Annotated in this window: 18 protein-coding genes; 8 read left to right on the top strand and 10 right to left on the bottom strand. The window is 46.5% G+C overall.

Translation table 11 applies throughout. From position 1 onward, the window contains the following. Positions 1-251 precede the first annotated feature (251 nt). Positions 252-2,741, top strand: a complete 2,490-nt coding sequence (locus tag N2K84_RS15935; RefSeq protein ID WP_282592824.1) for a TonB-dependent receptor — start codon at positions 252-254, stop codon at positions 2,739-2,741. Positions 2,742-2,863: 122 nt separating this feature from the next. On the opposite strand, the gene N2K84_RS15930 is transcribed toward N2K84_RS15935, so the two are convergent. After that, complete coding sequence (locus N2K84_RS15930; RefSeq protein ID WP_282592823.1) at positions 2,864-3,400, bottom strand: peroxiredoxin; 537 nt, start codon at positions 3,398-3,400, stop codon at positions 2,864-2,866. A gap of 350 nt (positions 3,401-3,750) precedes the next feature. Between N2K84_RS15930 and N2K84_RS15925 the strand changes: the two genes are divergently transcribed. The 3 genes from N2K84_RS15925 to N2K84_RS15915 all read left to right on the top strand — a co-directional run bounded on the left by N2K84_RS15925 (position 3,751) and on the right by N2K84_RS15915 (position 7,228). Continuing rightward, complete coding sequence (locus tag N2K84_RS15925; protein ID WP_282592822.1) at positions 3,751-5,244, top strand: Gfo/Idh/MocA family oxidoreductase; 1,494 nt, start codon at positions 3,751-3,753, stop codon at positions 5,242-5,244. 130 nt (positions 5,245-5,374) lie between these two features. Continuing rightward, a complete protein-coding gene (gene ppnP / locus N2K84_RS15920) occupies positions 5,375-5,656 on the top strand; it encodes a pyrimidine/purine nucleoside phosphorylase (RefSeq protein ID WP_282592821.1) in 282 nt (93 codons plus the stop codon). 84 nt (positions 5,657-5,740) lie between these two features. Then, the gene (locus N2K84_RS15915) at positions 5,741-7,228 is read left to right on the top strand and encodes a Gfo/Idh/MocA family protein (RefSeq protein ID WP_282592820.1); all 1,488 of its coding nucleotides are present in this window, start codon (positions 5,741-5,743) and stop codon (positions 7,226-7,228) included. A 60-nt stretch (positions 7,229-7,288) separates the two neighbouring features. Here the strand turns inward: N2K84_RS15915 and N2K84_RS15910 are convergent, their stop codons facing one another. After that, positions 7,289-8,026, bottom strand: a complete 738-nt coding sequence (locus N2K84_RS15910) for a lysophospholipid acyltransferase family protein (protein ID WP_282592819.1) — start codon at positions 8,024-8,026, stop codon at positions 7,289-7,291. Between the two features lie 233 nt (positions 8,027-8,259). On the opposite strand from N2K84_RS15910, the gene N2K84_RS15905 reads away from it, so the two are divergent. The 3 genes from N2K84_RS15905 (at position 8,260) to N2K84_RS15895 (ending at position 12,201) form a co-directional block, all read left to right on the top strand. Then, positions 8,260-10,752, top strand: a complete 2,493-nt coding sequence (locus tag N2K84_RS15905; protein WP_282592818.1) for a CoA-disulfide reductase — start codon at positions 8,260-8,262, stop codon at positions 10,750-10,752. A gap of 111 nt (positions 10,753-10,863) precedes the next feature. Continuing rightward, entirely contained in the window at positions 10,864-11,571 is a 708-nt protein-coding gene (locus N2K84_RS15900; protein ID WP_282592817.1) for a uracil-DNA glycosylase family protein, read from the top strand. 54 nt (positions 11,572-11,625) lie between these two features. Further along, positions 11,626-12,201: a PhnA domain-containing protein gene (locus N2K84_RS15895; protein ID WP_282592816.1), complete on the top strand. Its 576-nt coding sequence runs from the start codon at positions 11,626-11,628 to the stop codon at positions 12,199-12,201. Between the two features lie 100 nt (positions 12,202-12,301). On the opposite strand, the gene N2K84_RS15890 is transcribed toward N2K84_RS15895, so the two are convergent. From N2K84_RS15890 to N2K84_RS15870, 5 genes are all read right to left on the bottom strand, one after another. Further along, the gene (locus tag N2K84_RS15890; protein WP_282592815.1) at positions 12,302-13,801 is read right to left on the bottom strand and encodes a RagB/SusD family nutrient uptake outer membrane protein; all 1,500 of its coding nucleotides are present in this window, start codon (positions 13,799-13,801) and stop codon (positions 12,302-12,304) included. An 18-nt stretch (positions 13,802-13,819) separates the two neighbouring features. Further along, complete coding sequence (locus N2K84_RS15885) at positions 13,820-17,248, bottom strand: SusC/RagA family TonB-linked outer membrane protein (RefSeq protein WP_282592814.1); 3,429 nt, start codon at positions 17,246-17,248, stop codon at positions 13,820-13,822. A gap of 202 nt (positions 17,249-17,450) precedes the next feature. Continuing rightward, positions 17,451-18,503, bottom strand: coding sequence for a FecR family protein (locus N2K84_RS15880; RefSeq protein WP_282592813.1), 1,053 nt, complete (start codon positions 18,501-18,503; stop codon positions 17,451-17,453). 80 nt (positions 18,504-18,583) lie between these two features. Then, positions 18,584-19,156, bottom strand: coding sequence for an RNA polymerase sigma-70 factor (locus N2K84_RS15875; RefSeq protein ID WP_282592812.1), 573 nt, complete (start codon positions 19,154-19,156; stop codon positions 18,584-18,586). Between the two features lie 175 nt (positions 19,157-19,331). Then, positions 19,332-20,633, bottom strand: coding sequence for a DUF2851 family protein (locus N2K84_RS15870; RefSeq protein ID WP_282592811.1), 1,302 nt, complete (start codon positions 20,631-20,633; stop codon positions 19,332-19,334). Positions 20,634-20,827: 194 nt separating this feature from the next. On the opposite strand from N2K84_RS15870, the gene N2K84_RS15865 reads away from it, so the two are divergent. Beyond that, positions 20,828-21,355 carry a DedA family protein gene (locus tag N2K84_RS15865; protein ID WP_282592810.1) on the top strand — a complete coding sequence of 176 codons (528 nt, stop codon included), beginning with the start codon at positions 20,828-20,830 and terminating at the stop codon, positions 21,353-21,355. Positions 21,356-21,414: 59 nt separating this feature from the next. On the opposite strand, the gene pyrF is transcribed toward N2K84_RS15865, so the two are convergent. From pyrF to N2K84_RS15850, 3 genes are all read right to left on the bottom strand, one after another. Continuing rightward, the gene (gene pyrF / locus N2K84_RS15860; protein WP_282592809.1) at positions 21,415-22,248 is read right to left on the bottom strand and encodes an orotidine-5'-phosphate decarboxylase; all 834 of its coding nucleotides are present in this window, start codon (positions 22,246-22,248) and stop codon (positions 21,415-21,417) included. Between the two features lie 59 nt (positions 22,249-22,307). Next, complete coding sequence (gene prfA, locus N2K84_RS15855) at positions 22,308-23,393, bottom strand: peptide chain release factor 1 (protein ID WP_282592808.1); 1,086 nt, start codon at positions 23,391-23,393, stop codon at positions 22,308-22,310. A 110-nt stretch (positions 23,394-23,503) separates the two neighbouring features. After that, positions 23,504-24,670: an AIR synthase related protein gene (locus tag N2K84_RS15850; protein ID WP_282592807.1), complete on the bottom strand. Its 1,167-nt coding sequence runs from the start codon at positions 24,668-24,670 to the stop codon at positions 23,504-23,506. Between the last annotated feature and the right edge of the window lie 94 nt (positions 24,671-24,764).

Here is a 24,764-nt window from a genome sequence, read left to right as displayed (position 1 = left end):
ATAAAAATTAGTTTTAGGAAGGAACAAATATACATATTCTGAAAAGAAATGTGCCATGCCCTGTCCTAATGACGAAGTCCTTGAAAACAGTTTATTAACTTGTTTAGACCCGAAAAAACCAGAGATTGAGCGGAAGATCCATTCACAAACGTTAACAAGATTCATGTTGCAATCATTAAACTGTTCGCCCGATTTTGTGTCATAAAACATGCGAAACAAAACCAAATTAGTAGAACAAGCAAGATTATACGATGAAAGATTTTTTGAAGAGAAAAGGAAAAGTACTGTTCATGTTCTTATTTCTGGCAGGCTTACAAGCAATGGGCCAAACCAGTGGTCCAAAGGTAACTGAAACGGCAAGCCTTCCGGTACAATCTGTTATTAAAGGGAAAGTAGTTGAAAACGGCACCAACCAGGCTATGGAATATGCCAATATTTCTATTTTCAGTAGCCGCGACTCGTCGCTGATTACCGGCGGCATCACCGATGTCAATGGCGAATTCCGGATTGGCAATCTAGTCCCGGGAACATTTTATGTAGAGGCCAATTTCATCGGTTTCAATAAAACACGTATCAACAATGTACGCATCACCCCCAACAACCGCCAAATTGAGCTGGGTGTGATTGAGTTGGAACCGGCCACCGAGGAAATCGGCGCCGTGGAAGTTGTGGCCGACCGTGCCCGGGTGGAGTATAAAATCGATAAAAAAATCATCAACGTTGCCCAGGATATCAACGCAGCTGGCGGAACTGCCGTTGATGTGCTCGAAAACACGCCTTCGATCCAGGTGGATATCGAAGGGAATGTCACCCTGCGCGGATCGTCGAGCTTTACCGTATTTATCGACGGACGTCCCAGTGTACTCTCCGGAAGCGATGCACTGCAACAAATTCCCGCTTCAGCCCTCGAAACCATCGAAATTATCACCAACCCTTCTGTAAAATACGACCCCGACGGAAACGCGGGCATCATCAACCTGGTGATGAAGAAGAACATTCTTTCCGGGTTTAACGGCGTGGTAAATACCATGATCGGCACAGGCGACAAACGACGTATTGATCTGACTGTTAACCACAAAACCAAGAAACGAAACCTTTCATTTGGCATCGACAACAATCACCAGCAGTTTTCCGGCGAAAACGAATCGACCCGCGAAACATTCCTGAACGACAACACCGAATATCTAATTATGAAAGGCGATCGCAGCTTTACCCGTAAGGGGTTCGGGGTAAAAGGAGGGGTGGACTTTTACCTGAGCGACAAAACTACGCTGGGCTTTATGGCCAATGCGGGACAGTATAATTCCAGCTCGCTCAGTAATGGCTTAACCCATCATTACACGGTTCCGCTGACGCTTGACGAGTACACAGTCAATACAGAAAGCTCCGAACGAAAAAATGACTACGTTAGCGGGAACATAAACTTCCTGCACAAATACAACGAAGATGGCTCCCACAAACTGGAAGGTTTGTTTAACTACCGCTACCGCAATGGAGATGATGTAGAATTTCAATCGGAAATTGTGGCTGATGCCAATTTCCAGCCCACGGACATCTACGACCTGCAAATCCGAACCACCGAAGGAGAAGAATCGAACGATTACCGGATGAAATTGGATTATACGCGCTCGGTTGGCCCGGATGGCAAACTGGAAGCCGGATGGCAAAGCCGCCTCGACCGTGAAACGGAAGATTACCTTTTCGAGGATTTCGACCCGGAAACCCAGCAATGGGTGAACAACTCCAACTTTTCAAGCAGGATGGACTTTAAACGCGATATCCACTCGGTGTATTCCACCTTCTCGAACAAAATGGGGCCTGTTGAATACATGGCGGGCCTGCGCGGCGAATATACCGACCGTGAGATTCAACATGCCATGGCAACCGAATCGTACAAACTCGACCGCTTCGACCTGTTTCCCTCGTTGCACCTGTCGTACGAATTATTCGACAAAAGCCAGCTGATGACTAGTTACAGCCGTCGTATAAACCGCCCCGGGGGCCGCGACCTGGACCCGTTCCCCAGCTACATGAACCAATACAGCATCCGTATCGGTAATCCCGCACTTGAACCAGAGTACACCGATTCGTTCGATCTGAGTTACATGAAACGCTTTGGCCGTTCCTTCATTTCGCTGGAGGGTTTTTACCGGGTAACCAACAACCTGATTACCCGCCTAAACCAACTGGGAGACGATGGCATTTTGTATATGACTTCGGATAATTTAAATAGCGACTCCTCGTTAGGGGGCGAACTGATGGCCAACCTAAATCTGACCGAATGGTTGTTGCTGAATACCTCGGTTTCGGTGTACAACTACAAACTGGATGGTGAGGTGTTGGGGCAATCGGTTAACCGCGAAAGCACCAATGTGGACGGCAGACTGAACGGGACCATCAAATTTTCGGACAACAGCCGGATGCAACTCATGGGCATGTACCGCGGACCTTCAGTTTCGGCACAAGGCGACAATAAAGGCATGTTTTTCTCCAATATCTCGTACCGGCAAGATTTCATGAACAAGAAACTGACGGCTACCCTGAGCCTGCGCGATGCCTTTGGCTCGGCCAAACACGAAGGCAGCTCCAGCGGAACCAACTTCAACTCAACCTACAAATTCAAACGCGAACCACGCGTATTCACACTGACACTCAGTTACAAAATCAACAACTACAAAATGGATCGATCTGACTCATCCTCCGACACCAACGAAATGGATTTTGAAGAGGGCGGTTTTTAGATAGCTGTTTAACGAATCTATTGTTGAAGGTCCTTCGGGGCCTTTTTTTTTGCCCCGACTTTGCAGGCACAAAAAAGGGGAACTCAAACGAGCCCCCCAAATTCATACTATTTGCTATAGACTTATGATAAAGTCGCTTGTCCCGGATTCCAGTCGCAAGGTGTCAGCTTTCCGGTTTGCAAAGCTTCCAGTACACGAACAACCTCCGGCACATTGCGGCCAATGGCCAGGTCGTTTGCCGATACCCAGCGGATTGTTCCTTCCGGATCAACAATAAACGTTGCACGGTAAGCAATTTTCTCTTCTGCTTCCAAAATACCGAGGTCTTCGGCCAGCGATTTGGATGTGTCGGCCAACATCGGGAATTTCAGTTGCTTCAGTCCCGGATGGTCATTTCGCCAGGCCAGGTGTACAAATTCGGAGTCAGTGGAAGCCCCGATCAAGTTGGCATCCAGTTTTTCAAATGAATCAAAATGATCATTAAAACCCGTAATCTCGGTAGGGCACACAAAGGTAAAATCCTTTGGCCACCAAAAAATTACACTCCATTTTCCTTGAATATTATCGTTGGTTAACGTTTCAAACTCGTTACCGGCTTCAAGTGAAACCACTGCTGTCTTTTTGAATGCCGGAAATTTATCTCCAATTGTTTTCATCATGTAAAATTTAAATGTTATTGTTCTTTTTGATTGTTTTTGAGGGAACTTCTACTTGTCTTATTAAGACTTGATAAAAATTACTCCCGCAAATATAAACCGCCCCCCTGCACCAATCAAATTGATTTTTTTTATTCAGAATAGACAAAAGCTATAGTCAGCAAACAAAATAAATCCCAACCTACAGATTAATTTTCAATCCCTTAAGCCAAGCTACAGGTTTCTGGAGTGGCCATTATGATCGAAAACAGTTTTGCCAATCATCCGGATAGTTTTATCTTTAGAAGGTTTTTTAAAAATGAGCCATCATTATTCAAAAACACACACCTAAATCAATTTCATTTTATTGAACTATGAAGAATAAGTCAAACGAAAAAAGTCAGGTTTCCAGAAGATCGTTTTTGGGAACTGCCGCAGCTGCTGCGGCCGGATTCACCATCCTTCCCAGTTATGTTGTGGCAGGTTTGGGACACAAAGCCCCGAGTGACAAACTAAACCTCGTGGGTATTGGTGTTGGCGGTATGGGTTTTGCCAACCTGAAAAACCTGGAATCAGAAAACATTATCGGCCTGTGTGATGTTGACTGGAAATATGCCAAGCGCGTTTTCGATTATTTCCCCAAAGCTGAGAAATTTAAAGACTGGCGGGAAATGTATGATAAGCTTGGTAAATCCATAGACGGCGTGGTAATTGCCACAGCAGACCACACCCACGCCATTACAGCGGCTCACGCCATGACCATGGGCAAACACGTTTACCTGCAAAAACCATTGACCCACACGGTTTACGAGTCGCGTTTGCTAACCAAACTGGCCGCGAAACATAACGTAGCTACCTCCATGGGAAACCAAGGTTCATCGGGCGAAGGCGTAAACCTGACCACTGAATGGATCGCCAACGGAGAGATTGGTGAAATTACCAAAGTAGAAGCGTTCACCGACCGTCCGATCTGGCCGCAAGGACTAAATACACCGGAGGTTGGACATTGGGTTCCTGACACGCTTGATTGGGACTTGTTTGTTGGCCCGGCAAAAATGCGCCCGTACAACGAAGTTTATCATCCCTGGAACTGGCGCGGCTGGTGGGACTACGGTACAGGCGCCCTGGGCGATATGGCCTGCCACATCCTGCACCCGGTATTTGTTGGCCTCGAATTGGGCTACCCAACCAAAGCACAGGGCAACTCTACCCTCTTACTGCAAGATTGCGCCCCTACTGCTCAATCGGTAAAACTGACCTTCCCGGCACGTACCCCGAAGAAGAAAATGAAAATTAAACTTCCCGAAGTTGAAGTTTTCTGGTACGATGGCGGCATCAAACAAATGCTTCCCGAAGGATGGCCTGCCGGTAAAAACCCGAACGATGCCGGTGGTGGCGTTATCTTCCACGGCACCAAAGACAAACTCATTTGCGGTTGCTACGGAGTTAATCCATGGCTGTTGTCAGGACGTGTACCCAATGCACCCAAATTCCGTCGCCGCATTGAAACCAGCCACGAAATGGATTGGGTCCGCGCATGTAAAGAAAGCCCCGAAAACCGCGTTGCTACCGCTTCCGACTTCAGCGAGGCCGGACCATTCAACGAAATGGTAGTAATGGGCGTATTGGCTGTCCGCCTGCAAAACCTGAACAAAGAACTGGAATGGAATGGTGAAAAAATGGAATTCACCAACCTGAAAGATGATGAAACCATTCGTACCGTTATTAAAGACGGTTTCAAAATCCACGACGGACACCCGACATTCGACAAAACATGGACCGATCCGGTTCCGGCTAAAGAATTTGCTGCCGAACTGATCAAGCACACCTACCGTGCTCCCTGGAGCTTGCCTGATATGCCGGCCTAATTTTGTATTCTTTTCAAACCACTATAAAAACGGGGTAAGATTTTCTTATCCCGTTTTTCATTCTCCCCGCACCAAGCCGGCATTATTCTGCTATTTTTGCTTCAAACTTTAACCCAAAAAATCAAATTTTATGTTGAAAGTGAATGAATATTTCGGAGGAACAGTTAAATCCGTTGCTCTTGAAAATGCTGAGGGAACTGCCACTGTTGGCGTGATGGAAGCCGGCGAATACGACTTCGGCACTGCCACCATCGAACTGATGACCGTCACCAGCGGCTTGCTTGACGTGATGCTTCCCGGCGAAACCAATTGGAAAACCTATAGCAAAGGAGAAACCTTCCGGGTTGAAAAAGATGTTCGTTTCAAGGTGAAAGCCAACGGCCAAGTCGCCTACTACTGTTTGTATTTATAAGAAGTTTTGCCGCCCGCCTCGCGGATTTTTTTGTTCGTCGGCATTTCTTGCTAAATTGCCACGAGCATTCCCAAAACACAACCTATGAACCCTGAGAAACCAACCCTCAACCGCCGAAAATTTCTTGGCACCACTGCCGGGGCCGTTGCCGCCTTTAGCATCCTGCCCAGTCAGGTGATTGCCGGACTCGGACACCGGCCCCCCAGCGATAAACTGAACATTGCCGGGATTGGTGTTGGTGGCATGGGCTACCGCAACCTGAAACACATGGACACCGAAAATATCGTTGCCCTCTGTGATGTGGACGAAGCCTATGCCGGACGGAATTCCTTCCGTGAATGGCCGCTGGCAGCCCGTTACAAGGATTTTCGGGAAATGTTCGACAAACAAAAGAATATCGACGCGGTGATGATTGCCACGCCAGACCACACCCACGCCCTTCCGGCACTGATGGCTATGCGGCAGGGAATTCATGTTTTTCTGCAAAAACCACTAACCCATTCTGTCTTCGAGTCGCGCGTGCTTACCGAAACCGCCCGCAAGTACGGAGTGGCCACCCAAATGGGCAACCAGGGCAATTCGGGAGAAGGAATCAGGCAAATTTGCGAATGGATCTGGGCAGGTAAAATAGGCGAGATCACCCGGGTAGATGCATGGACCAACCGTCCCATCTGGCCGCAAGGCCTGGAGCGGCCCGCCAGGGATATGCGCATTCCAAAAACCCTCGATTGGGACTTATTCATCGGCCCGGCAAAATACCGCCCGTACCACGAAGTTTATACCCCCTGGAACTGGCGCGGCTGGTGGGACTTTGGTACCGGTGCCCTGGGCGACATGGCCTGCCACATCCTCGACCCCGTTTTTAAAGCGCTGAAATTGGAATACCCGTCGGCGGTACAGGCAAGTTCAACGCCGGTAAACACCGAGTCGGCCCCCAATGCTGAAATAGTGGTTTATGATTTTCCGGCACGAGACAACCTGCCCAAAGTTGCCATGCCCCCGGTAACCGTGAGCTGGTACGATGGCGGGTTAATGCCTCCCCGGCCTGATGAGCTGGAGATTGGTGAGCAAATGGGCGATGCCGATGGCGGCTGCATTTTTCACGGCACAAAAGGGAGGATCATGTGCGGGACATATGCAAAAAACCCCACACTGCTGCCAACCCGGGAGATGGCACATTTTGAACAACCTGTCAAATCAATCCGGCGTATTGCCAATGCCATGAAAGGCGGACACGAGCAAGACTGGATCAGGGCCTGCAAAGAAATGCCGCAAAACCGGGTGGAAGCCTCTTCCAACTTCGACTATGCCGGCCCCCTAAACGAAATGGTGGTGATGGGTGTGCTGGCCGTCCGGCTGCAAAGCTTGCAGCGTAAATTAGTATGGGATGGTGCTGCCATGCGCTTTACCAACATCAGCGACCGCGACCAGTTAAAAGTGCTGACCAAAGACCGGTTTGAAGTGATCAACGGTGATCCTCGCTTCAACAAGGATTTTACCAGCTTGCCAGCCAAACAAATGGCAGAAGACTGGATCCGCCACAACCACCGGCAAGGGTGGGAACAAATTTGAGAAAGATCAGGCCGGCAGAGTAGCGTCGCTGGAGTCTCAAATTGCAGTCAGAACCCGAAACTACGCCTGCCCGAGATGCTGTTTGATTTTTCGTTCAATCTCTTCGGTCAGCTCCTTCGGATCGCGCCCGGCAGGATCAATAGGCTCCAAAGCAGTATAGGTCAGGCGGGTGCCAAATTGCATCGGGAAATAACCCTTTTCCATCAACTTACTATTGCCGTCAATCACAAAAGGAACAATCCACGCGGAAGGGGCCGCACGCAACAACGAAGCCACTCCTGCAGGTTGGAAAGTCTTCACCTTTCCGTTTTTACTGCGCGTACCTTCTGGGAAAATACTGGCGCAATAAGTTTCCTTCTCGATGTGTTTGCCCAGTTTGGTGATCTCAACAATTGACTGACGCCCATTTTTCCGGTCGATCAGGGCCGAACCGCCATGCCGCAGGTTATACGAAATGCTCGGGATGCCTTTCCCAAGCTCCATCTTGGAAACAAATTTCGGATGGTGTTTGCGAAATCCCCAAACGATAGGTGGAATATCCAACGTACTTTGGTGATTGGAAACAATCAGAAACGGACGTCCCTGCGGCAGTTTTTCAAACCCGCGAAAACGGATGCGCGCCCCCAAAATCACCAAGCTGTATATCAATAAGAAATTCAACACATCCACCGATTTTTTTCGTAGCGGATAACCTCCAATCAGGCGGCAAATTACCTGCACAGGATGAAAAATCAACAGCAATAATCCAAATACCAACAGATAAACCGGTGTCAACAAGTATCCTAAAAATTTCTTCATGCCCTACTTCTTTTAAAACCCTGCAAAAGAACAAAAAATAAGGCAACCGCCCAAAGCAACAAGACACAGAAGAAATCCCAACGCAAACCAACCATCAGCTCACCTCACGTTAAGAATATATTAATCCCCGCTGATAGATTTCCGTTACAGTTTGCCATTCACTTAAATATATAGACATTTGCATATTTATTTTACTCAATATAATTCATCGCAACTAATTTAATTTCAACAAAATGGCAAAATATGTGATTATAGGTGGCGTTGCCGGAGGTGCAACTGCTGCTGCCCGCTTACGAAGATTGGATGAACATGCAGAGATCATCATGTTTGAGCGTGGGCCCAACATTTCCTACGCCAATTGTGGATTGCCGTATTACATTGGCGGCACCATTACCGAGCGTGAAAAACTATTGGTTCAAACCCCGGAAAGTTTCCGGGCCCGGCTGAATGTGGATGTACGCATAATGCAGGAAGTTACCAGGATCAACCGCGAAGAAAAGACGGTGGAGGTCTTGAACCATCAAACCAAAGCCACCTACACCGAAAGTTACGACAAGTTAGTCGTTTCGCCGGGTGCCGAGCCGGTGAAACCTCCCATCGCCGGAATTAACGATCCGGCTATCTTCACCCTTCGAAACGTGTTGGATACAGATAAAATCAAATCGTTTTGCGACACCCGCAAGCCCAGTCATGCCGTGGTAATTGGTGCCGGTTTTATTGGCTTGGAGATGGCCGAGAACCTCCATAAACTGGGCATGAACGTTACCATTGTTGAAATGGCCAGCCAAGTGATGGCACCACTCGACTACGAAATGGCTGCCGAAGTTCACCAACACCTGAAGACCAAGCAGGTTGAGTTCTACCTGAAAGATGGAGTAAGCGCTTTTGCCCGAAAAGATGAGCGTTTAAGCGTGCAATTGCAGTCAGGTCGCGAAATTGAAACCGACTTGGTCATCCTGTCGATTGGTGTGCGCCCCGAGACCACGCTTGTGAAAGAAGCCGGATTGGAGCTGGCCGAAAACGGCGGGATCAAAGTTAACAGCTACCTGCAAACCAACGATCCCGACATTTACGCGTTGGGCGATGCCATTGCGTTCCCCCATCCAATTACCGGGAAGTACGTCAACACCTACCTGGCAGGACCTGCCAACAAACAGGGCCGCATTGTTGCCGACAATATCGTGTTGGGAAACACCCGCCAATACAAAGGCGCTATTGCCACGGCCATTGCCAAGGTATTCGACATCACGGTGGCATCAACCGGTCTTTCTGCCAAAGCGTTGAAACGCGAAGGAATCGAGTATATTTCCAATATTATTCACGGATCGTCACACGCCGGTTATTACCCGGGCGCTTTACCCTATACGCTGAAGATCCTCTTTCAGCCCAAAACAGGGAAACTGTATGGCGCCCAAATGATTGGCTACCAAGGTATCGACAAACGCATCGACCTGATTGCCACCGTCTTGCTAAATAACGGCAGCATTTACGATCTGCAGGACATTGAACACGCCTACGCCCCACCGTATTCATCGGCAAAAGACCCCGTGAACCAGGCCGGTTACGTAGCTGAAAACATCATTACCGGAAGGCTAAAAAACATCAACTGGAAGGATGTCAGCCAATTGCACGCAGCTAACATTTGCCTGCTGGATGTGCGCACGCCCGAAGAACATGCCTTGGGCCACATTGAAGGATCCCTGAACATTGAGGTGGACAAAATCCGGGAACAGTTGGATGAAATCCCGCGCGACAAGAAAATTATCGTCTATTGCGGGGTAGGCATTCGGGGCTATTTTGCCTGCCGCATCCTGATGCAACACGGTTTTGAAGAAGTTTACAACCTGAGCGGCGGCTACAAAACGTACGAGCACACCACTTGCAAACAAAGCAACGAAGACATCTTCGAATCAAGCTACATTGCCAAGGACGATCACATTTACCGCGGAAAACCTGCGGATAACGCCAGCATTGACAATCTGGTAAAAACCTTCGAGGTGGATGCCTGCGGACTGCAATGTCCCGGCCCTATCCTGAAGTTAAAGACCGAAATCGGTAAGCTACAGCCTGGCGAGCGTCTGCTCCAAAAGGCAAGCGACCCCGGTTTTATGAAGGATGTGCAATCGTGGTGCAACATTACCGGAAACAAACTGGTTTCGGTGGATTCCAACGAAGGCATCATCACGGCGGTCATTGAGAAAGCAGCACCAAAACAAGTGGCAAACATGCAAGGCATTCCGGTGGCAGCACAACTTCCACAGAATAAAACCATGGTGGTTTTCAGCGATGATATGGATCGCGCCCTGGCTTCCCTGGTCATTGCCAACGGCGCTGCCTCGATGGGCAAAGAGGTGACCTTATTCTACACGTTCTGGGGGTTGAACATCATTAAAAAGACACATAAACCCAAAGTAGAAAAAGACCTGATGGGCAAGATGTTTGGTAAAATGATGCCGGGCGATGCCGGAAAACTCAAGCTTTCGAAAATGAATATGCTGGGCATGGGCTCGCTGATGATGAAAAAAAGGATGCTTTCCAAAAACGTCGATTCGATTGAAGATATGATCCGCACGGCTATCGACAACGGAGTTCGGATGATTGCCTGCCAGATGTCGATGGACGTGATGGGCGTTAGTGCCGAAGAACTGATTGACGGCGTTGAAATCGGCGGGGTTGCCACCTATTTGGAGGAAGCCGAAAAATCGAACCTCAACCTGTTCATCTAAAAGAAATTATTCTGTTGAAAACGCTGCTTTGTATTGACAAAGTGGCGTTTTTATTTTCCCGATTTCCAAAAAAACTATTGATATTTGCACCAATAACCAGAAGGATTTAAAATGACCTTTGCCGAAAAAGTTATCCGGTTCAACCAAGAGTTGCAGTTTGATGGTCTTCTTCCGGAAAACATCAGCGTCATGAATCCGTTTGCTGCAAATCCGGCAGCACTGCAAGCTTCATCACGCTTTTACCGCAAATATTACAGCGACGATCATCCGCGGAAATTGATCCTGGGAATAAACCCAGGCCGGTTTGGAGCAGGTGTAACGGGTATTCCGTTTACCGATACCCAACGGTTAAAGCATGATTGTGGGTTGGAAATCGCGGGTGTAGAAACGCACGAACTTTCCTCGGTTTTCATCTATGAAATGATTGCGGCCTATGGCGGCCCCGAATCGTTTTACCGGGACTATTACATCAGCGCCGTTTCTCCGCTTGGCTTTTTAATCAAGAAAAACGGAAGGGAGCTAAACTACAATTACTACGACAGCAAAGAATTGCTCCGGGCAGCCGAACCTTTCATCATCCAGTCGCTGGAGAAACAACTCTCCTTTGGTATCAACCGGGACGCGTGTTTCTGCCTGGGTAACAACAAAAACTACAAATACCTGACAGCCCTGAATAAAAAAATGAACTGGTTCAACCAGGTTATCCCGCTCGAACATCCCCGCTATATCATGCAATACAAGCTGAAACAAAAGGAGTTGTTTATCCGAAAGTACATCAATTTATTACAAAACAACTTGATCGACGAAAGCGAAAAATGAGAATTTTCATTCCCGCAATTTCAGTTATCTTTGCCGACTTAAAAAAGATAAACCATGAGTATTGAAAAAGCATTGCTGGCACGAAGCGGATCGACCTGTGAATTGTGCGGCGCCACCGACGGCTTGACTGTTTACGCCCTCCCGCCGGTTACAGAAAACAACAGCGACAAGTGCGTCCTACTGTGTGCTACCTGCCTCGATCAGGTGACAAATCCGGACAAGATAGATCCGAACCATTTCCGCTGCTTGAACGACAGCATGTGGAGTACGGTGCCCGCCATACAGGTTTTGGCTTGGCGTCTGCTCAACCGGATGCGCGCCGAAGGCTGGCCACAGGACCTGCTGGATATGCTTTACCTGGACGATGAAAACCTGGCCTGGGCCAAAGCTGATGGCGCCGGACAAGATGACGCTATCAAACACATGGACAGCAACGGAGTACAACTACAAGCAGGCGACACTGTGGTACTGATTAAAGACCTGAACGTGAAAGGCGGCGGTTTTACTGCGAAAAGAGGAACTGCCGTTCGCAACATCTCGCTGGTACACGACAACCCCGAACAAATAGAAGGCAAAGTAAACGGCCAGCAAATCGTCATCCTCACCCAGTATGTAAAGAAGTCGAATTGATACATATATCCCTGATACTGATCGATAAAATCCTGTATCAAAAAAAATCCCGATCTGCAAACAGACCGGGATTTTTAGTAAACAACGCTAAATATTACATCTATTCGTAACCTTCGTTTTGTTCATACAGACCTTTTTTTACATCGATCTGGGATTGAGGTATCGGATAAATGATATGCTTATAATCAATCGAGCTTCGCATCTGGCCAGACTCATCTTCAACCTGAATCCAGGCATTCATCACATCCAGCACTTTTCCGGTACGTACCAAGTCGTGCCAACGTAATCCTTCGCCTAAAAATTCTTTACGGCGTTCTTCCAATAAATCATCCATCGTAACATTCGAAACAGCCGATAAACCACCTCGAGCCCGAACGTCACTAACTATTTTATCGACTTCGGTTTGAGTACCGCTTGCACCTTGCAAAATACATTCAGCTTTCATCAACAGCACATCGGCAAAGCGAAGCACCGGAAAGTTGATGCCAAAGTCGAATCGATCGGCCCCCCAGGTTTCCGGGTCTATTCTTGAGAATTTTGTACACACAGGATCTTCCACATACTGGCCGTTCGTGGGATCGATATAGCCAATCTGAACGTTGAAATCCAAACGTGAATCATTTTCACCATACGAATTGATCAAGTCGTACGAGACATCTTTAGTTTCCAGCCCGATTGCATACGGGTAACCGGCAGCTTTCCAAAAAGCAGATCCAGCCAGCTCTCCCGGATAACTGGCTCCAACGCCAAGACCGCCACTGGCAAACTGAATATCAAACACAATATCCGAATTGTTTTCGTTGAACAAATCGAAAGTGGCCGCATAATCAGTCAACATGCTGTATGGGCCGGCAATAACCTCATTCAATAGACTTAATGCCTGGCTGTATTCATTCACACCCAGACATGGACCGTCGGGATGAAGCACAGGTCCGGAACGTGTCAGGTGTACGCGGGCCAACAACCCTTTTGCAGCGTATGATGTAGCCCGGCCAATATTAATTCCGCTATAAGAAGAAGGCAATTTCTGGGCTGCATCCTGCAAGTCAGAAATAATCAACGTATAGATATCAGCCACAGGACTTCTGGGTATTTCCAGCGCTTCGTTCGGCGAAACCAGGCGATCAACTAAAGGCACCGGGCCAAAATAACGGATCAAGTCAAAATAAAAGAGGGCACGCAAGAATTTGGCCTCTCCTTCCAAACGATTTCGCATAGCCTCATCCGGAACTAAATCGGCCGAAAGGTTCTCCAAAACTGTATTGGCGCGCATAATTCCTTTGAAGTTATTATCCCAAGCCTCGGTCATATATTCGTTCACAGCCAAGGTGAATGCAAAATTATTAACAGGTTCGTGAGAACGAACCCCCATGGAACCTACACCATAAATATTGTCAGAACGAACATCGGAAAGGTGAAACTGTCTTTCAGGATAAGTACTGAGTGCTTCATATGTTCCATTAATGGCTTGTTCAAATCCTTTTTCATCCTGAAAGAAGCCATCGGCGCTCATTTCAGAGATTGGTACCTGGTTTAACTCATCTTCGCAAGCTGCCAAACCAAATACAATGATTGATAATAGGATAAATATTTTTTTCATTGCTAATCAGTTTATTTGTTAAAATGTAACATTCAGACCAAAAATCATCGATTTTGGAAGCGGAGCGCCACCATAGTCATCACCACTGTTGTTTACAGCTTCCGGGTTAAATCCGCCGAAGTATTTGTCGTCTCCAAACCAGTTTTCGGCCGTTACATACAAACGGGCGCCACTAATTACATTACTTCGGATCAGTTTTCCCAAATCATACCCCAGGGTAATATTGCGGATTCTCCAATAATCGTTTGAATACATCCAATCGGTATTTTTGATACGCCCGAATGTTGAATAAGCTTTACCTTTCAAGCCCGCGCCCGGATCTTCAGGAGATCTCCAACGGTCGCGCCAAGCACCAATTGCCTGATCCAGCCAGCCCATACCTGTACGGTCCATGGCCCGTCCAAAAGTAGAATAAAGAACCCCGCCTTGTTGTCCCTGAATCAATATACTCAAATCAAAACCTTTATATTTAAATGAGTTGGTAATCCCCCAGACATAGTCCGGGTTCGGATGCCCTGAAATCACCCGATCATCCGGAGTAATCACGCCATCAGCCTGATCAGGGATACCATCGCTATTGGTATCAACAGTTAACTGATCAACATATTTTGGGTCGCCTTCAACCTGATTTCCGTACCTGGCTGCACCGGCTGCAATATCTGCTGCACTCAGGATGCCGTCTTGCTGAACCACATAAATACTGTACATCGGCTGACCAACCTGAAGGATATTGTGCTGAATATCCCAGGCTCCACCAAGAATAGGGGCATTATCCGGTCCCAGCTGACGAACCTCATTTTTATTGAAACTTAGGTTAAAGGTCGTGTTCCACACAAATTCCCCGGTAAAATTCCGGCTGTTCAGTTCAAGCTCCCACCCACTGTTAAATACCTCACCAATGTTAGTCAGCGCAGTTGAAAAACCGGTTGCGGTTGGAACCGGAATGCTCAGCAACAAGTTTGTATTGGTTTTTGTGTAATACTCAAGCGAACCGAAAAGCCGGTTTTCCAAAACTCCAAAATCTAAACCATAGTTAAACGTTTCTGATTCTTCCCAACCCAAGTCTTTATTGGGGAAATTACCCGAAGCCTGACCTACTACTTTCGATCCGTTAAAAGAATAATCGGCACCCGTCAGCAGGGCAATATGTGCATAATCCTGACTAAAGCCATTATTTCCTGCTTTACCCCAGCTCACGCGAGCTTTCAAATTGCTCAACCAGTCAATATTGTCCATAAAATCTTCTTCGGAAATACGCCAACCAATAGATGCCGATGGAAATACCCCCCACTTTGTATCTCGTCCAAAACGCGACGATCCGTCCCGACGGATACTGGCCGTTAACAGGTAACGATCCATAAAGCTATAGTTGATCCTACCAAAATATGACATGAGCGTATTCTTTGACTCATAGGTATCCGTGGCATTTGCGTTGATGTCGACTGCGTCATTCAAGGTGGTTATATAATCCGTTCCAAATCCACCGGTTGATGCCAATCGGTAACTCTCGAACTTGTTGGTACTAAAAGACAAACCTGCTACAGCGGAAATGTTGTGGTTTTCTTTTATGATCTTATCATACGAAACTGTATTCTCGTTTACAAATGTTTGCCGATTGTACCCGCTATAACGTCCGCTGGCAACACGGGCAGAAGGCCCACTCCCGCTAACAAAAGCCGGACGGTAAAATTTGTACCGTTGATCTGTATTATCCAGGTTAACCGTTGATTTCAGCTTCAAACCGTCAATTAACTCATATTGCCCATAAATAGTAGCTAAGGTTCTGAATATTTTCGTCAAACCTGTTGTATTTTCCAGCACACGCACCGGGCTGTTACGCGAGTTTCCGTATGTTAATGTTGTATTGTCACCAATGTTCATGTCCAGTCCAACAGCTTCTTCCGTCAGCGGGGGCATTCCCACGGCTACGTGCAGAATGTTATCTTTCCCTTCTACGCCCGGATCGTTACCAATGGAGTAAGATGGCGCAATATTGATCCCGGCAGTAACTTTCTTGTTTGGTGTGACTTCTACATTGGCACGCACCGAAAATCGTTCGTAATCTACGTTTATGAAATAAGCCTCCTGATTTAAATAGTCGCCTGAAACGAAATATTTCACCCCTTCGTTACCTCCGTTCGCCGACAACTGGTAGCTTTGAACAAGCCCCTTACGGAAGATTTCATCCTGCCAGTCAACAGGCATATACTTTCCGTAACCAGGCAAATCCCATTCAGGATCAGGCATTTGATTGCGGTCAAAACTACCAATATTGGCCAGACGCGTTGCGTAGTCATCCGTAGCCTGGCGATTCTGGGTTCCCGGATCTTTAGCCAGGTAAGTATAATTCATCACTTCTTTGGCCCTGTCAATCCACTCATCTGTATTTAATAAGTCCATCTTACGGTTGGGTTCGCTCCAGCCGGTATACATATTCAACGAAATGGTTGATTTCCCAGCCTTCCCTTTTTTGGTGGTAATCAGAACTACCCCGTTTGATGCTCGAGAGCCATAAATAGCAGCGGCGGCAGCATCTTTCAGCACCTGTATTGATTCAATATCATTCGGGTTGATGTTATCCAGTGGGTTACCGGTTGAAAAACCGCCCGATGTACTTTGCTGTGACGTTTCCAGCGGGAATCCGTCAATTACATACAACGGCTCGTTGTTGGCAGTGATAGATCCTGTTCCCCGCACCTGAATACTAAATCCCTTTCCGGGCATACCGCTGGTTTGTTTAACACGCACACCTGCCATCTGACCAACTAAGGCCTGATCAATACGTTGAACTGGTCGCTCATCCAATTGCTCGGCATCGAATTGCGCGATTGCCCCGGTGATAGAACCTTTCTTTTGAGTACCATAACCCACCACAACAACTTCATCGATGTCCAGCATTTCTTCCTCCAGGACAACATTAATGGTTGCCTGACCAGCAACCGCAATTTCCTGCACTTGCATACCAACAAAGCTGAAAAGCAACATAGCATCAGCAGGTACCTCAAGGGAATAGTATCCATCAAAATCGGTAATGGTTCCGTTGGTTGTTCCTTTCTCCAAAACGGTTACACCGGGCAATGGCATGCCTTGCTTATCTTTCACAACTCCTTTAACAACTTTGGACTGAACCGCCAGATTATTCACGCCGGACGGAGTCAAAACAATCAAGTTGTTTTTCATTACTTTGTAGGTAACCGAAGAATTAGAAAAAATCTGATCTAATACTTCCTCTACATTCGCCTCTTCTGTATTGACTGTAACAATTCGATCAAGATCAGCAAATTCATCATTGTACAAAAAATGAAATTTACTTTGCTCTTCAATCTCAACCAATACATCTTTTACTGTTTTTCCGGAAAGGTTAATGTTAAGCTTAGTATTCTGGGAATAAATACTTGCGCTAACATGAAAAACCGACAGAAAAATAATCAAGGTCGTTAGTTTCATAGTTAAGAATAAGGTTTTTAGCCTGCCCGTTCTGAGAACGGCAGGACAATCTTGTTTTTTTTTCATAATTTCGCTTAGTTAATTAGTTAAACAACTTTTTTGGGGCTGACTGGCAGGAAAACCCCAATTGGTTTAATTAAAACGGATGAATGGGAGAGCCAATCTCCCATTTTTCTTTTTAGAAAGTTCTCAAATCATATTTTCACTTTTTCATTAATAATTCATAATCCTTTTTCAGCCGTTCATCCAGGCTAAGCAATACATCCCGGTCAGTAATCCGGTAGCTTAAGGGGACCGTTAAACGCAAAGCATTTAACAGTTGATCCAGTGTTTGCTGCTCGATGGAACCTGTCAGTTTATAATCCGCCAACCGCGAATCAGAAATGGTGATATGTACGTCATATCGACGTTCAAGTTTCCGGGCGAAATCACCCATGCTTTCGCCGGCAAAAATCCATCGTTTACCTCTCCAGGAGGTGTGCAGGTTTGTATTGATGTTTTTAAGTATTTCGTCTGAAATATTTCCTGCATCATGGTTTCGATACAATGAAATCTGTTGTTTTGGATCAAGTACATATTCTTTTCGTCCCTGACTTACAGCAACCTTACCTTCCACCAGCGTAGTTTCGACTAAATCTTCGTCAGGATAGGCTTTCACATTAAATGCTGTACCAATTGCTTTTATTTCAACCCCGTCAGCCTCAACATAAAACGGCATTCGTCGGTTTTTTGCCACTTCAAAGTAGCCTTCACCGGAAAGCGAAACTCTGCGTGACTTTTCGTTGTAAGCATCCGAATAGGTAAGTCTGCTGCCGGCATTGAGCCAAACCTTTGTGCCATCAGCAAGGCTCATGTTTATCTTTGCCCCAAAAGGCGCTTCAACAACATATTGAGGTGATTGGTTTGCTGATTTCGATGTGCCGTAATATAACTCCAGCAAAACAGCTCCCAGCAGAAAAGCAAAAATAAATACAGCGGCATATTTGAGCCATTCCGGGAGTTGCCGAATTGGAACAACTGTGTAAAAACTCTTTTTCCCTTTTTTTCCAGCGCCAATTCTATTTCGAACCCGTTCAAATCTTCTGTCAATTTCGCTTTCGGAAAGATTACGAACCATTCCCGAAGCGATCCAAACATCCCGCATTTGTTCATAGTGCCTGAAATTCTCTGAACTACTCTTCAGCCATTCCCACACCTGCTCATTCTCCCCGGAAGTACCTTCACCTTGCAAACATTTTAAAATCAATTCATCCATTCAAACAAAAAACTTTACGTGCGTTTGTATAAAAAGACAACCATGCCCGCCAAACGGGTGACAAGAAATTTTAAAATTTTTCAAAAAAATGTAGCGATAAATTGTCTTAGATCCTTTCGAATACGACCTAATGCCCTCATTAATTGCGTTTTTACTGTATTCACCGAAATATCCAACATTTCAGCAATTTCTTGATTTCTCTTATTTTCAAAGCGGCTTAAGATAAAAATCCGACGACATTGTTCAGGTAACTTCCCAATTGACAATTCAAGTTTTTCTTCAAATTCCTTTTCGGCAAGCGTCGAAAGCGGATAGCTATTGGATGAGTCTGTGATTTCCTGAGAAGGCATATGGTGCATAAAAAAAGACCGATACTTGTCTTCAACCTTCTGATGTTTCAAATGATTTAGACACTGGTTATAAACAGATTTCAACAAATAAGAGAGGAATGATCCTTTTAGCGCTATTTCTTTCCGCTTTTCCCAAATAATCAGATATGTATCTTCAACAATTTCTTCTGCAATATATTGGTCTCTGACAATTTGAAATGCGTAATTGAAAAGCAACTGATAGTACTTTTTGAAAAAATATTCAAAAGCCTTTTCATCACCTTCCTGAAGTTTCTTAAATATTTCATTCTCGCCAGTACTCATTTGTCCAAATTTTATGAAGGAACAAAACAGATTTACACTTAAATAATATACATGGCAAACAGGACTATGATTTCTTCGAGGTTCAGGTAAAGGCTAAAATAAGAATCCAGATCGAAAGTTCACGCATTTTTCCCAACAAAGCTACAATTGGAAGACCCTAACAAAAATTGAAAAATCAACATGAATTGTTTTCGCTGGTAGAAACGCCTGCCAGGCTAAGGAGCCTTGTTCCAATCCTGCAATCCAAGCACTTCCTTGGAATGCAATAAGCATTTTTAAGCTGAATCAAAGCCTGGCTTTCGAAAGCCGAACGAGCTTCTACTCCCAGCTTGTTCCAATTTTCAGTGATAGAATTCTTTTCGGGCGGTAATTGTTCCAGGTAATCCAGTGCCAGGTCTTTTAAGGCTGGTTTGTGATGATAGTCGCCGTAAACAAACAGAAAGGGAACCAAAGTATTAATGATCAGGTTTCGAACTGAATCATCGCCCAAATGCTTGGTGCTTTGCCGGGTAGATTTGTTAAAGCGATAGTGGGTATCCCAATAACCGGAAGCTTGCACCTGAAAAAGCATTCGTATGTCGGCGAGTGTCTCCTGCTCGACCAGTTTGGAAAACAAAGCAGTTGACTGATGAATGAGCTGGGCAAACTGGGCTAAACGTACCGTAGGAAAATTGACCGGGCGCAACCGCAGAAATTTCCATAAATGACCTTCGAGAGGTTTCAGTGTGTACTTTTTATACAGCACCGAAAATTCTTTCCGCAAAGCCAGAAAATAATCATCGCCAATCAATTCTTCGTTCAGCAAGCCGGCCGTACCAAACAGCAAGGCTTCGATCTGGAACAAATCGTATTTGTGCTTTCCCAGCACCTGCAAAGGCAGGGCTTTGGCCAGCAGTTCAAAAGGTAGTGCATTGGTTTTGAACCCGAAATTACGCGCCAAAAACTGGTAAAAGGTTTCGTTCCAATCATTCTTATTCTGCTCCAGCCGCTGAATAATCTCCCCGGTCTTTTGCTGAAGGCGCTCCACCATCAGACTGTGAAACCAGATTTGCAGGTTCATCCGGTCAACCAGGTGAAACCTGTCGGAACAAGGGATCCAGCCTTTCGATTTCAACAAATCGGCATAATCTGTTTCCAATTGCGGAGGATAAACCAACGACAGGGTTTCAACCGGCAATCCCTTTGAATTAATTACAGGCTGGTCGTCTAGTTTCACCAAGTGCAGGATTACGTTGTCATAGGCGGCGTCCTGCTCGTGTTTGTGCCGGTACCAATCAGAGGCTTTCTGGTGGATTTCCACATTGCCGGCCCACACCGTACCGTCGATCCGGATGCGGGCGTTGAAAAAATCCGGGCCTGCATCGGTGTTCTGCAAACCCGGCGACAAAACGTCAACCAGCTGACCATCTTGTGTTTTTAGTTCCCCGGCCGTAAATAACCTGTGTTTCCAGATAAACTGCAAAAAGAATTCATTCATATCCAATTGATTGAAATTCTGCTTAACTAAAATTACAAAAATTAGCGATTGAAAAACAAACTGAAGACAGAATAAAGTTTGGCGGATAAATTGATCAAAAATGCAGAAACAGGAATTACCAAATATTTCCGGCAAGGCGCAAGGTGAATTTGCTAAAAAGCTGCTATTTTTAACGCAAGCCTAAAATTACGTTTGTGACTCATCCGCATATCAACCTCAAAAGACTGATCCCGGTCGTATTGTTGGCCATCCTTGCCATCGTTATTGCTTCGGCTACCGTGGGCAAAGACATCTACTCAGGAACTGCCGGTAACAACCTGCTTTCCTTTGCCATCGTTAATTTGTCGGGCTACCTGTTTTTCCTGGTCATGCCGGTGGAGCTTGCTTTTATTTATTACTTGCATGTTGGGGTCGATATCTATTTGCTCAATGCCCTGGCCATCGGAACCGCCATGTGCTCGCAATTAATCGACTACATTATTGGCCGTTCGTTCAGTACGCGCATCATCGACCGGCTTATTGGCCGCCGCCGTTACGAAAAAGCCGAAGCCGAAATACGCAAATACGGCAACATTGCGATCCTGCTGTTCAACCTCCTGCCACTATCCTCACCGGTAATTCTGCTGGCCGCCGGCATGTTGAAACATCCGTTAAAGGAAGCTGTCTTCTACAGTTTTCTGGGATTGCTGTTGAAGTATTTGCTGATGACCCTGATCTTCTGACAAAAAAAAGCCCGAAGCTCAATCAGAACTCCGGGCCTCAATTTATAGATTACAAACATTTACAATAAGTCGGCTTCGAGCAGCAGTTCCTCCATGTCAACCTGAACGTTCATGGCTTCCTCGCGTGCTTTCTCCGCAAAGTCCTCACCGTTGGACGCATAAATAATGGCACGTGACGAGTTTACCAGCAAGCCGCACTGATCGTTCATTCCATATTTCGCCACTTCTTCCAGGCTGCCACCCTGAGCACCAACACCTGGCACCAACAGGAAATGATCGGGCACCAGCTCACGGATTTCTTCCAGCTTTTCGGCCTTGGTAGCGCCCACCACGTACATCATATTATCGGAAGTTCCCCACTGCTGCGAAGTTTTCAACACCGATTCGTACAACAAATCGCCGGTTTCATCATTCTTGATAAACTGAAAATCGAAAGCTCCTTTGTTGGAGGTAAGCGCCAGCAAAATCACCCACTTGTCCAGGTAAGTCATGAATGGCTTCACCGAATCCTCGCCCATATACGGGGCAACGGTTACCGCATCAAAATCCATGTGGTCGAAAAAAGCGCGGGCATACAAATTGGAGGTATTGCCAATATCGCCGCGCTTGGCGTCAGCAATGATAAACTGCTCGGGGTATTTTTCGCGGATATAGTGGACCGTTTTTTCCAGGCTTTCCCAACCAGACACACCCAGGCTTTCATAAAAAGCCAGGTTGGGCTTGTAGGCCACACACAAATCCTGGGTGGCATCAATGATTTCTTTGTTGAAGGCAAATATCGGGTCGGAAGTTTCTTTCAGGTGCGCGGGTATTTTCAGGATATCCGTATCCAGCCCGATGCACAAAAAGCTCCGCTTAGCTTTAATCTGTTCAAATAATTGTTCTTTGTTCATGGTTGTATTTTTTAGTGAGCGGGTGACTTGAAGTCACCCGCTCACTCTCGAATTGACAATTAAATTTCAGCTTCTTTCAATTTTTCTGAGTTTTCCTCGATCTGCAGTTTCTCGATAATTTCATCGATATCGCCACCAATGATAGCTTGCAGATTGTACAAAGTCAGGTTGATCCGGTGATCGGTCACCCGTCCTTGCGGCCAGTTGTAAGTGCGGATTTTTGCCGAACGGTCGCCGGTCGACACCATCGTCTTCCGTTTCGAGGCTATCTCGTCGATATATTTCTGGTACTCCATATTATAAATGCGGGTACGAAGTTCGACCATCGCCTTGGCCAGGTTTTTCAACTGCGATTTTTCATCCTGGCAGGTAACTACAATACCGGTTGGAATGTGCGTCAAACGGATGGCCGAGTAGGTGGTGTTCACCGACTGTCCGCCAGGGCCCGACGAACAATACGTATCCTTGCGGATGTCGCTTTCCCGCAAGTCCACATCAAATTCTTCGGCTTCGGGCAACACGGCTACTGATGCTGCCGATGTGTGAACGCGTCCCTGTGTTTCGGTTTGCGGTACGCGTTGCACGCGGTGTACACCCGATTCGTACTTCAGGATTCCGTAAACGCCCTCGCCGCTCACCTTGGCCACAATTTCCTTATATCCGCCCGAAGTTCCTTCGCTGATGTTGGTCACTTCCATGCGCCAGCCCTTGCGTTCGCAAAACTTAGAGTACATGCGGAACAGGTCGCCCGCAAAGATACTGGCCTCGTCGCCACCGGTACCGGCACGAATTTCGAGAATAGCATTCTTACCATCTTCCGGATCGGCAGGTACCAGCAACAGTTTGATTTCCTTTTCCTTATCGGGGATCAACTCCTCGCTTTGCTCAATCTCTTCCTTGGCCATTTCACGGATATCCGGATCGCTCTCTTCAGCCAGCATTTGCTTGCCCGACTCGATGTTATCCATCAAGGCCTTGTATTCCTTAAATGCCTGCACCAAAGCTTCCAGACGACGATATTCCTGGTTCAGCTTCACATACCGCTTCATGTCGCTCATTACCGAGGGATCGGCAATTTGCTGCCCCACTTCTTCGAACCGGTATTTTATGCTTTCGTATTTACTTAATAATGAATGTTCTGACATATAATGTGTTTCAAGTTTCAAATTCCAAGTCTTCACTCCGGCGATTACCGGATTCAAGTTTGAGTTTCAAATTTCAATCGCTTTCCGGACTTGACGGATTCACTCGACTTCTAATATTCAAAAGTGCCGAATTCAGATGCAATAGTCAGCTTTTTACCTTCAAAAGCCTCAACATGCCCAACAATTTGAGCATCGATATTGAACGATCTGGAAATTTCGATGATGGCCTCTGCCCATTCCGGCTTCACATAAATTTCCATGCGGTGTCCCATGTTGAACACTTTGTACATTTCCTGCCACCCGGTTTTCGATTCTTCCTGAATCATGCGGAACAGCGGCGGAACCGGGAACATGTTGTTTTTGATAACATGCACGCCATCCACAAAATGAAGCACTTTGGTTTGTGCGCCACCCGAGCAGTGGACCATACCATGAATCTCTTTCCGGTGTTGGTCGAGTATTTTTTTGATGACCGGCGCATAGGTACGGGTGGGCGAAAGCACCAGTTTCCCCGCATCAATCCCAAGGTCAGCGATTTCATCGGTCAATTTTTTACTGCCCGAGTACACCAATTCGGCAGGAACTTCCGGATCAAAACTTTCCGGGTACTTTTTCGCCAGATAGTTGGCAAACACATCGTGGCGCGCCGACGTAAGTCCGTTGCTGCCCATGCCACCGTTGTACGAAGTTTCGTAAGTTGCTTGTCCGAATGAGGCCAGACCTACGATCACATCGCCCGGCTGAATATGGTCGGCAGAGATGACTTCCGAACGTTTCATGCGACAAGTCACCGTCGAGTCAACAATGATGGTACGCACCACATCGCCCACATCGGCTGTTTCGCCACCGGTTGGGTAAACGCCGACACCCATTTCCTGCAATTCGCGGCACAGTTCGTCGGTTCCGTTGATAATGGCGGCAATCACTTCGCCGGGAATTTTGTTTTTATTGCGGCCAATGGTTGACGACAGCAGGATATTATCCGTTGCGCCCACACAAAGCAGGTCGTCAATATTCATGATCAGCGCGTCCTGGGCTATTCCTTTCCACACGGAAAGGTCGCCGGTTTCTTTCCAGTACAGGTAAGCCAGAGATGATTTTGTGCCGGCCCCATCGGCGTGCATGATGTTGCACCAGTCGGGATCGCCGCCCAAAACATCGGGTATAATTTTGCAAAACGCTTTGGGGAACAATCCTTTGTCGATATTTTTAATTGCCTGATGGACATCTTCTTTGGATGCCGAAACGCCACGGGCCATGTACCTGCTGTCACTCATAAAATCAGTCTCTAATTTTGCGGCACAAAGTTAATATTTTTAGGGGATTATCCTTTCATAAAAAGCGATGCCCATTATTCTACAGCCAGTTTTG

Origin of the sequence: Gaoshiqia sediminis, assembly GCF_025907915.1 — a bacterium.
Lineage (GTDB): Bacteria > Bacteroidota > Bacteroidia > Bacteroidales > Prolixibacteraceae > Gaoshiqia > Gaoshiqia sediminis.
Note: the sequence above shows the minus strand (reverse complement) of the source record. Positions and strands in the feature narration are given on the sequence as shown.

Coding starts and splice junctions, on each gene's coding strand:
- pyrF (WP_282592809.1), bottom strand. CDS start 22,248: ATGAACAAAGAACAATTATTTGAACAGATTAAAGCTAAGCGGAGCTTT.
- N2K84_RS15885 (WP_282592814.1), bottom strand. CDS start 17,248: ATGAAACTAACGACCTTGATTATTTTTCTGTCGGTTTTTCATGTTAGC.
- N2K84_RS15890 (WP_282592815.1), bottom strand. CDS start 13,801: ATGAAAAAAATATTTATCCTATTATCAATCATTGTATTTGGTTTGGCA.
- N2K84_RS15895 (WP_282592816.1), top strand. CDS start 11,626: ATGAGTATTGAAAAAGCATTGCTGGCACGAAGCGGATCGACCTGTGAA.
- N2K84_RS15870 (WP_282592811.1), bottom strand. CDS start 20,633: ATGAATGAATTCTTTTTGCAGTTTATCTGGAAACACAGGTTATTTACG.
- N2K84_RS15875 (WP_282592812.1), bottom strand. CDS start 19,156: ATGAGTACTGGCGAGAATGAAATATTTAAGAAACTTCAGGAAGGTGAT.
- ppnP (WP_282592821.1), top strand. CDS start 5,375: ATGTTGAAAGTGAATGAATATTTCGGAGGAACAGTTAAATCCGTTGCT.
- N2K84_RS15850 (WP_282592807.1), bottom strand. CDS start 24,670: ATGAGTGACAGCAGGTACATGGCCCGTGGCGTTTCGGCATCCAAAGAA.
- N2K84_RS15900 (WP_282592817.1), top strand. CDS start 10,864: ATGACCTTTGCCGAAAAAGTTATCCGGTTCAACCAAGAGTTGCAGTTT.
- N2K84_RS15915 (WP_282592820.1), top strand. CDS start 5,741: ATGAACCCTGAGAAACCAACCCTCAACCGCCGAAAATTTCTTGGCACC.
- prfA (WP_282592808.1), bottom strand. CDS start 23,393: ATGTCAGAACATTCATTATTAAGTAAATACGAAAGCATAAAATACCGG.
- N2K84_RS15910 (WP_282592819.1), bottom strand. CDS start 8,026: ATGAAGAAATTTTTAGGATACTTGTTGACACCGGTTTATCTGTTGGTA.
- N2K84_RS15925 (WP_282592822.1), top strand. CDS start 3,751: ATGAAGAATAAGTCAAACGAAAAAAGTCAGGTTTCCAGAAGATCGTTT.
- N2K84_RS15935 (WP_282592824.1), top strand. CDS start 252: ATGAAAGATTTTTTGAAGAGAAAAGGAAAAGTACTGTTCATGTTCTTA.
- N2K84_RS15880 (WP_282592813.1), bottom strand. CDS start 18,503: ATGGATGAATTGATTTTAAAATGTTTGCAAGGTGAAGGTACTTCCGGG.
- N2K84_RS15930 (WP_282592823.1), bottom strand. CDS start 3,400: ATGATGAAAACAATTGGAGATAAATTTCCGGCATTCAAAAAGACAGCA.
- N2K84_RS15905 (WP_282592818.1), top strand. CDS start 8,260: ATGGCAAAATATGTGATTATAGGTGGCGTTGCCGGAGGTGCAACTGCT.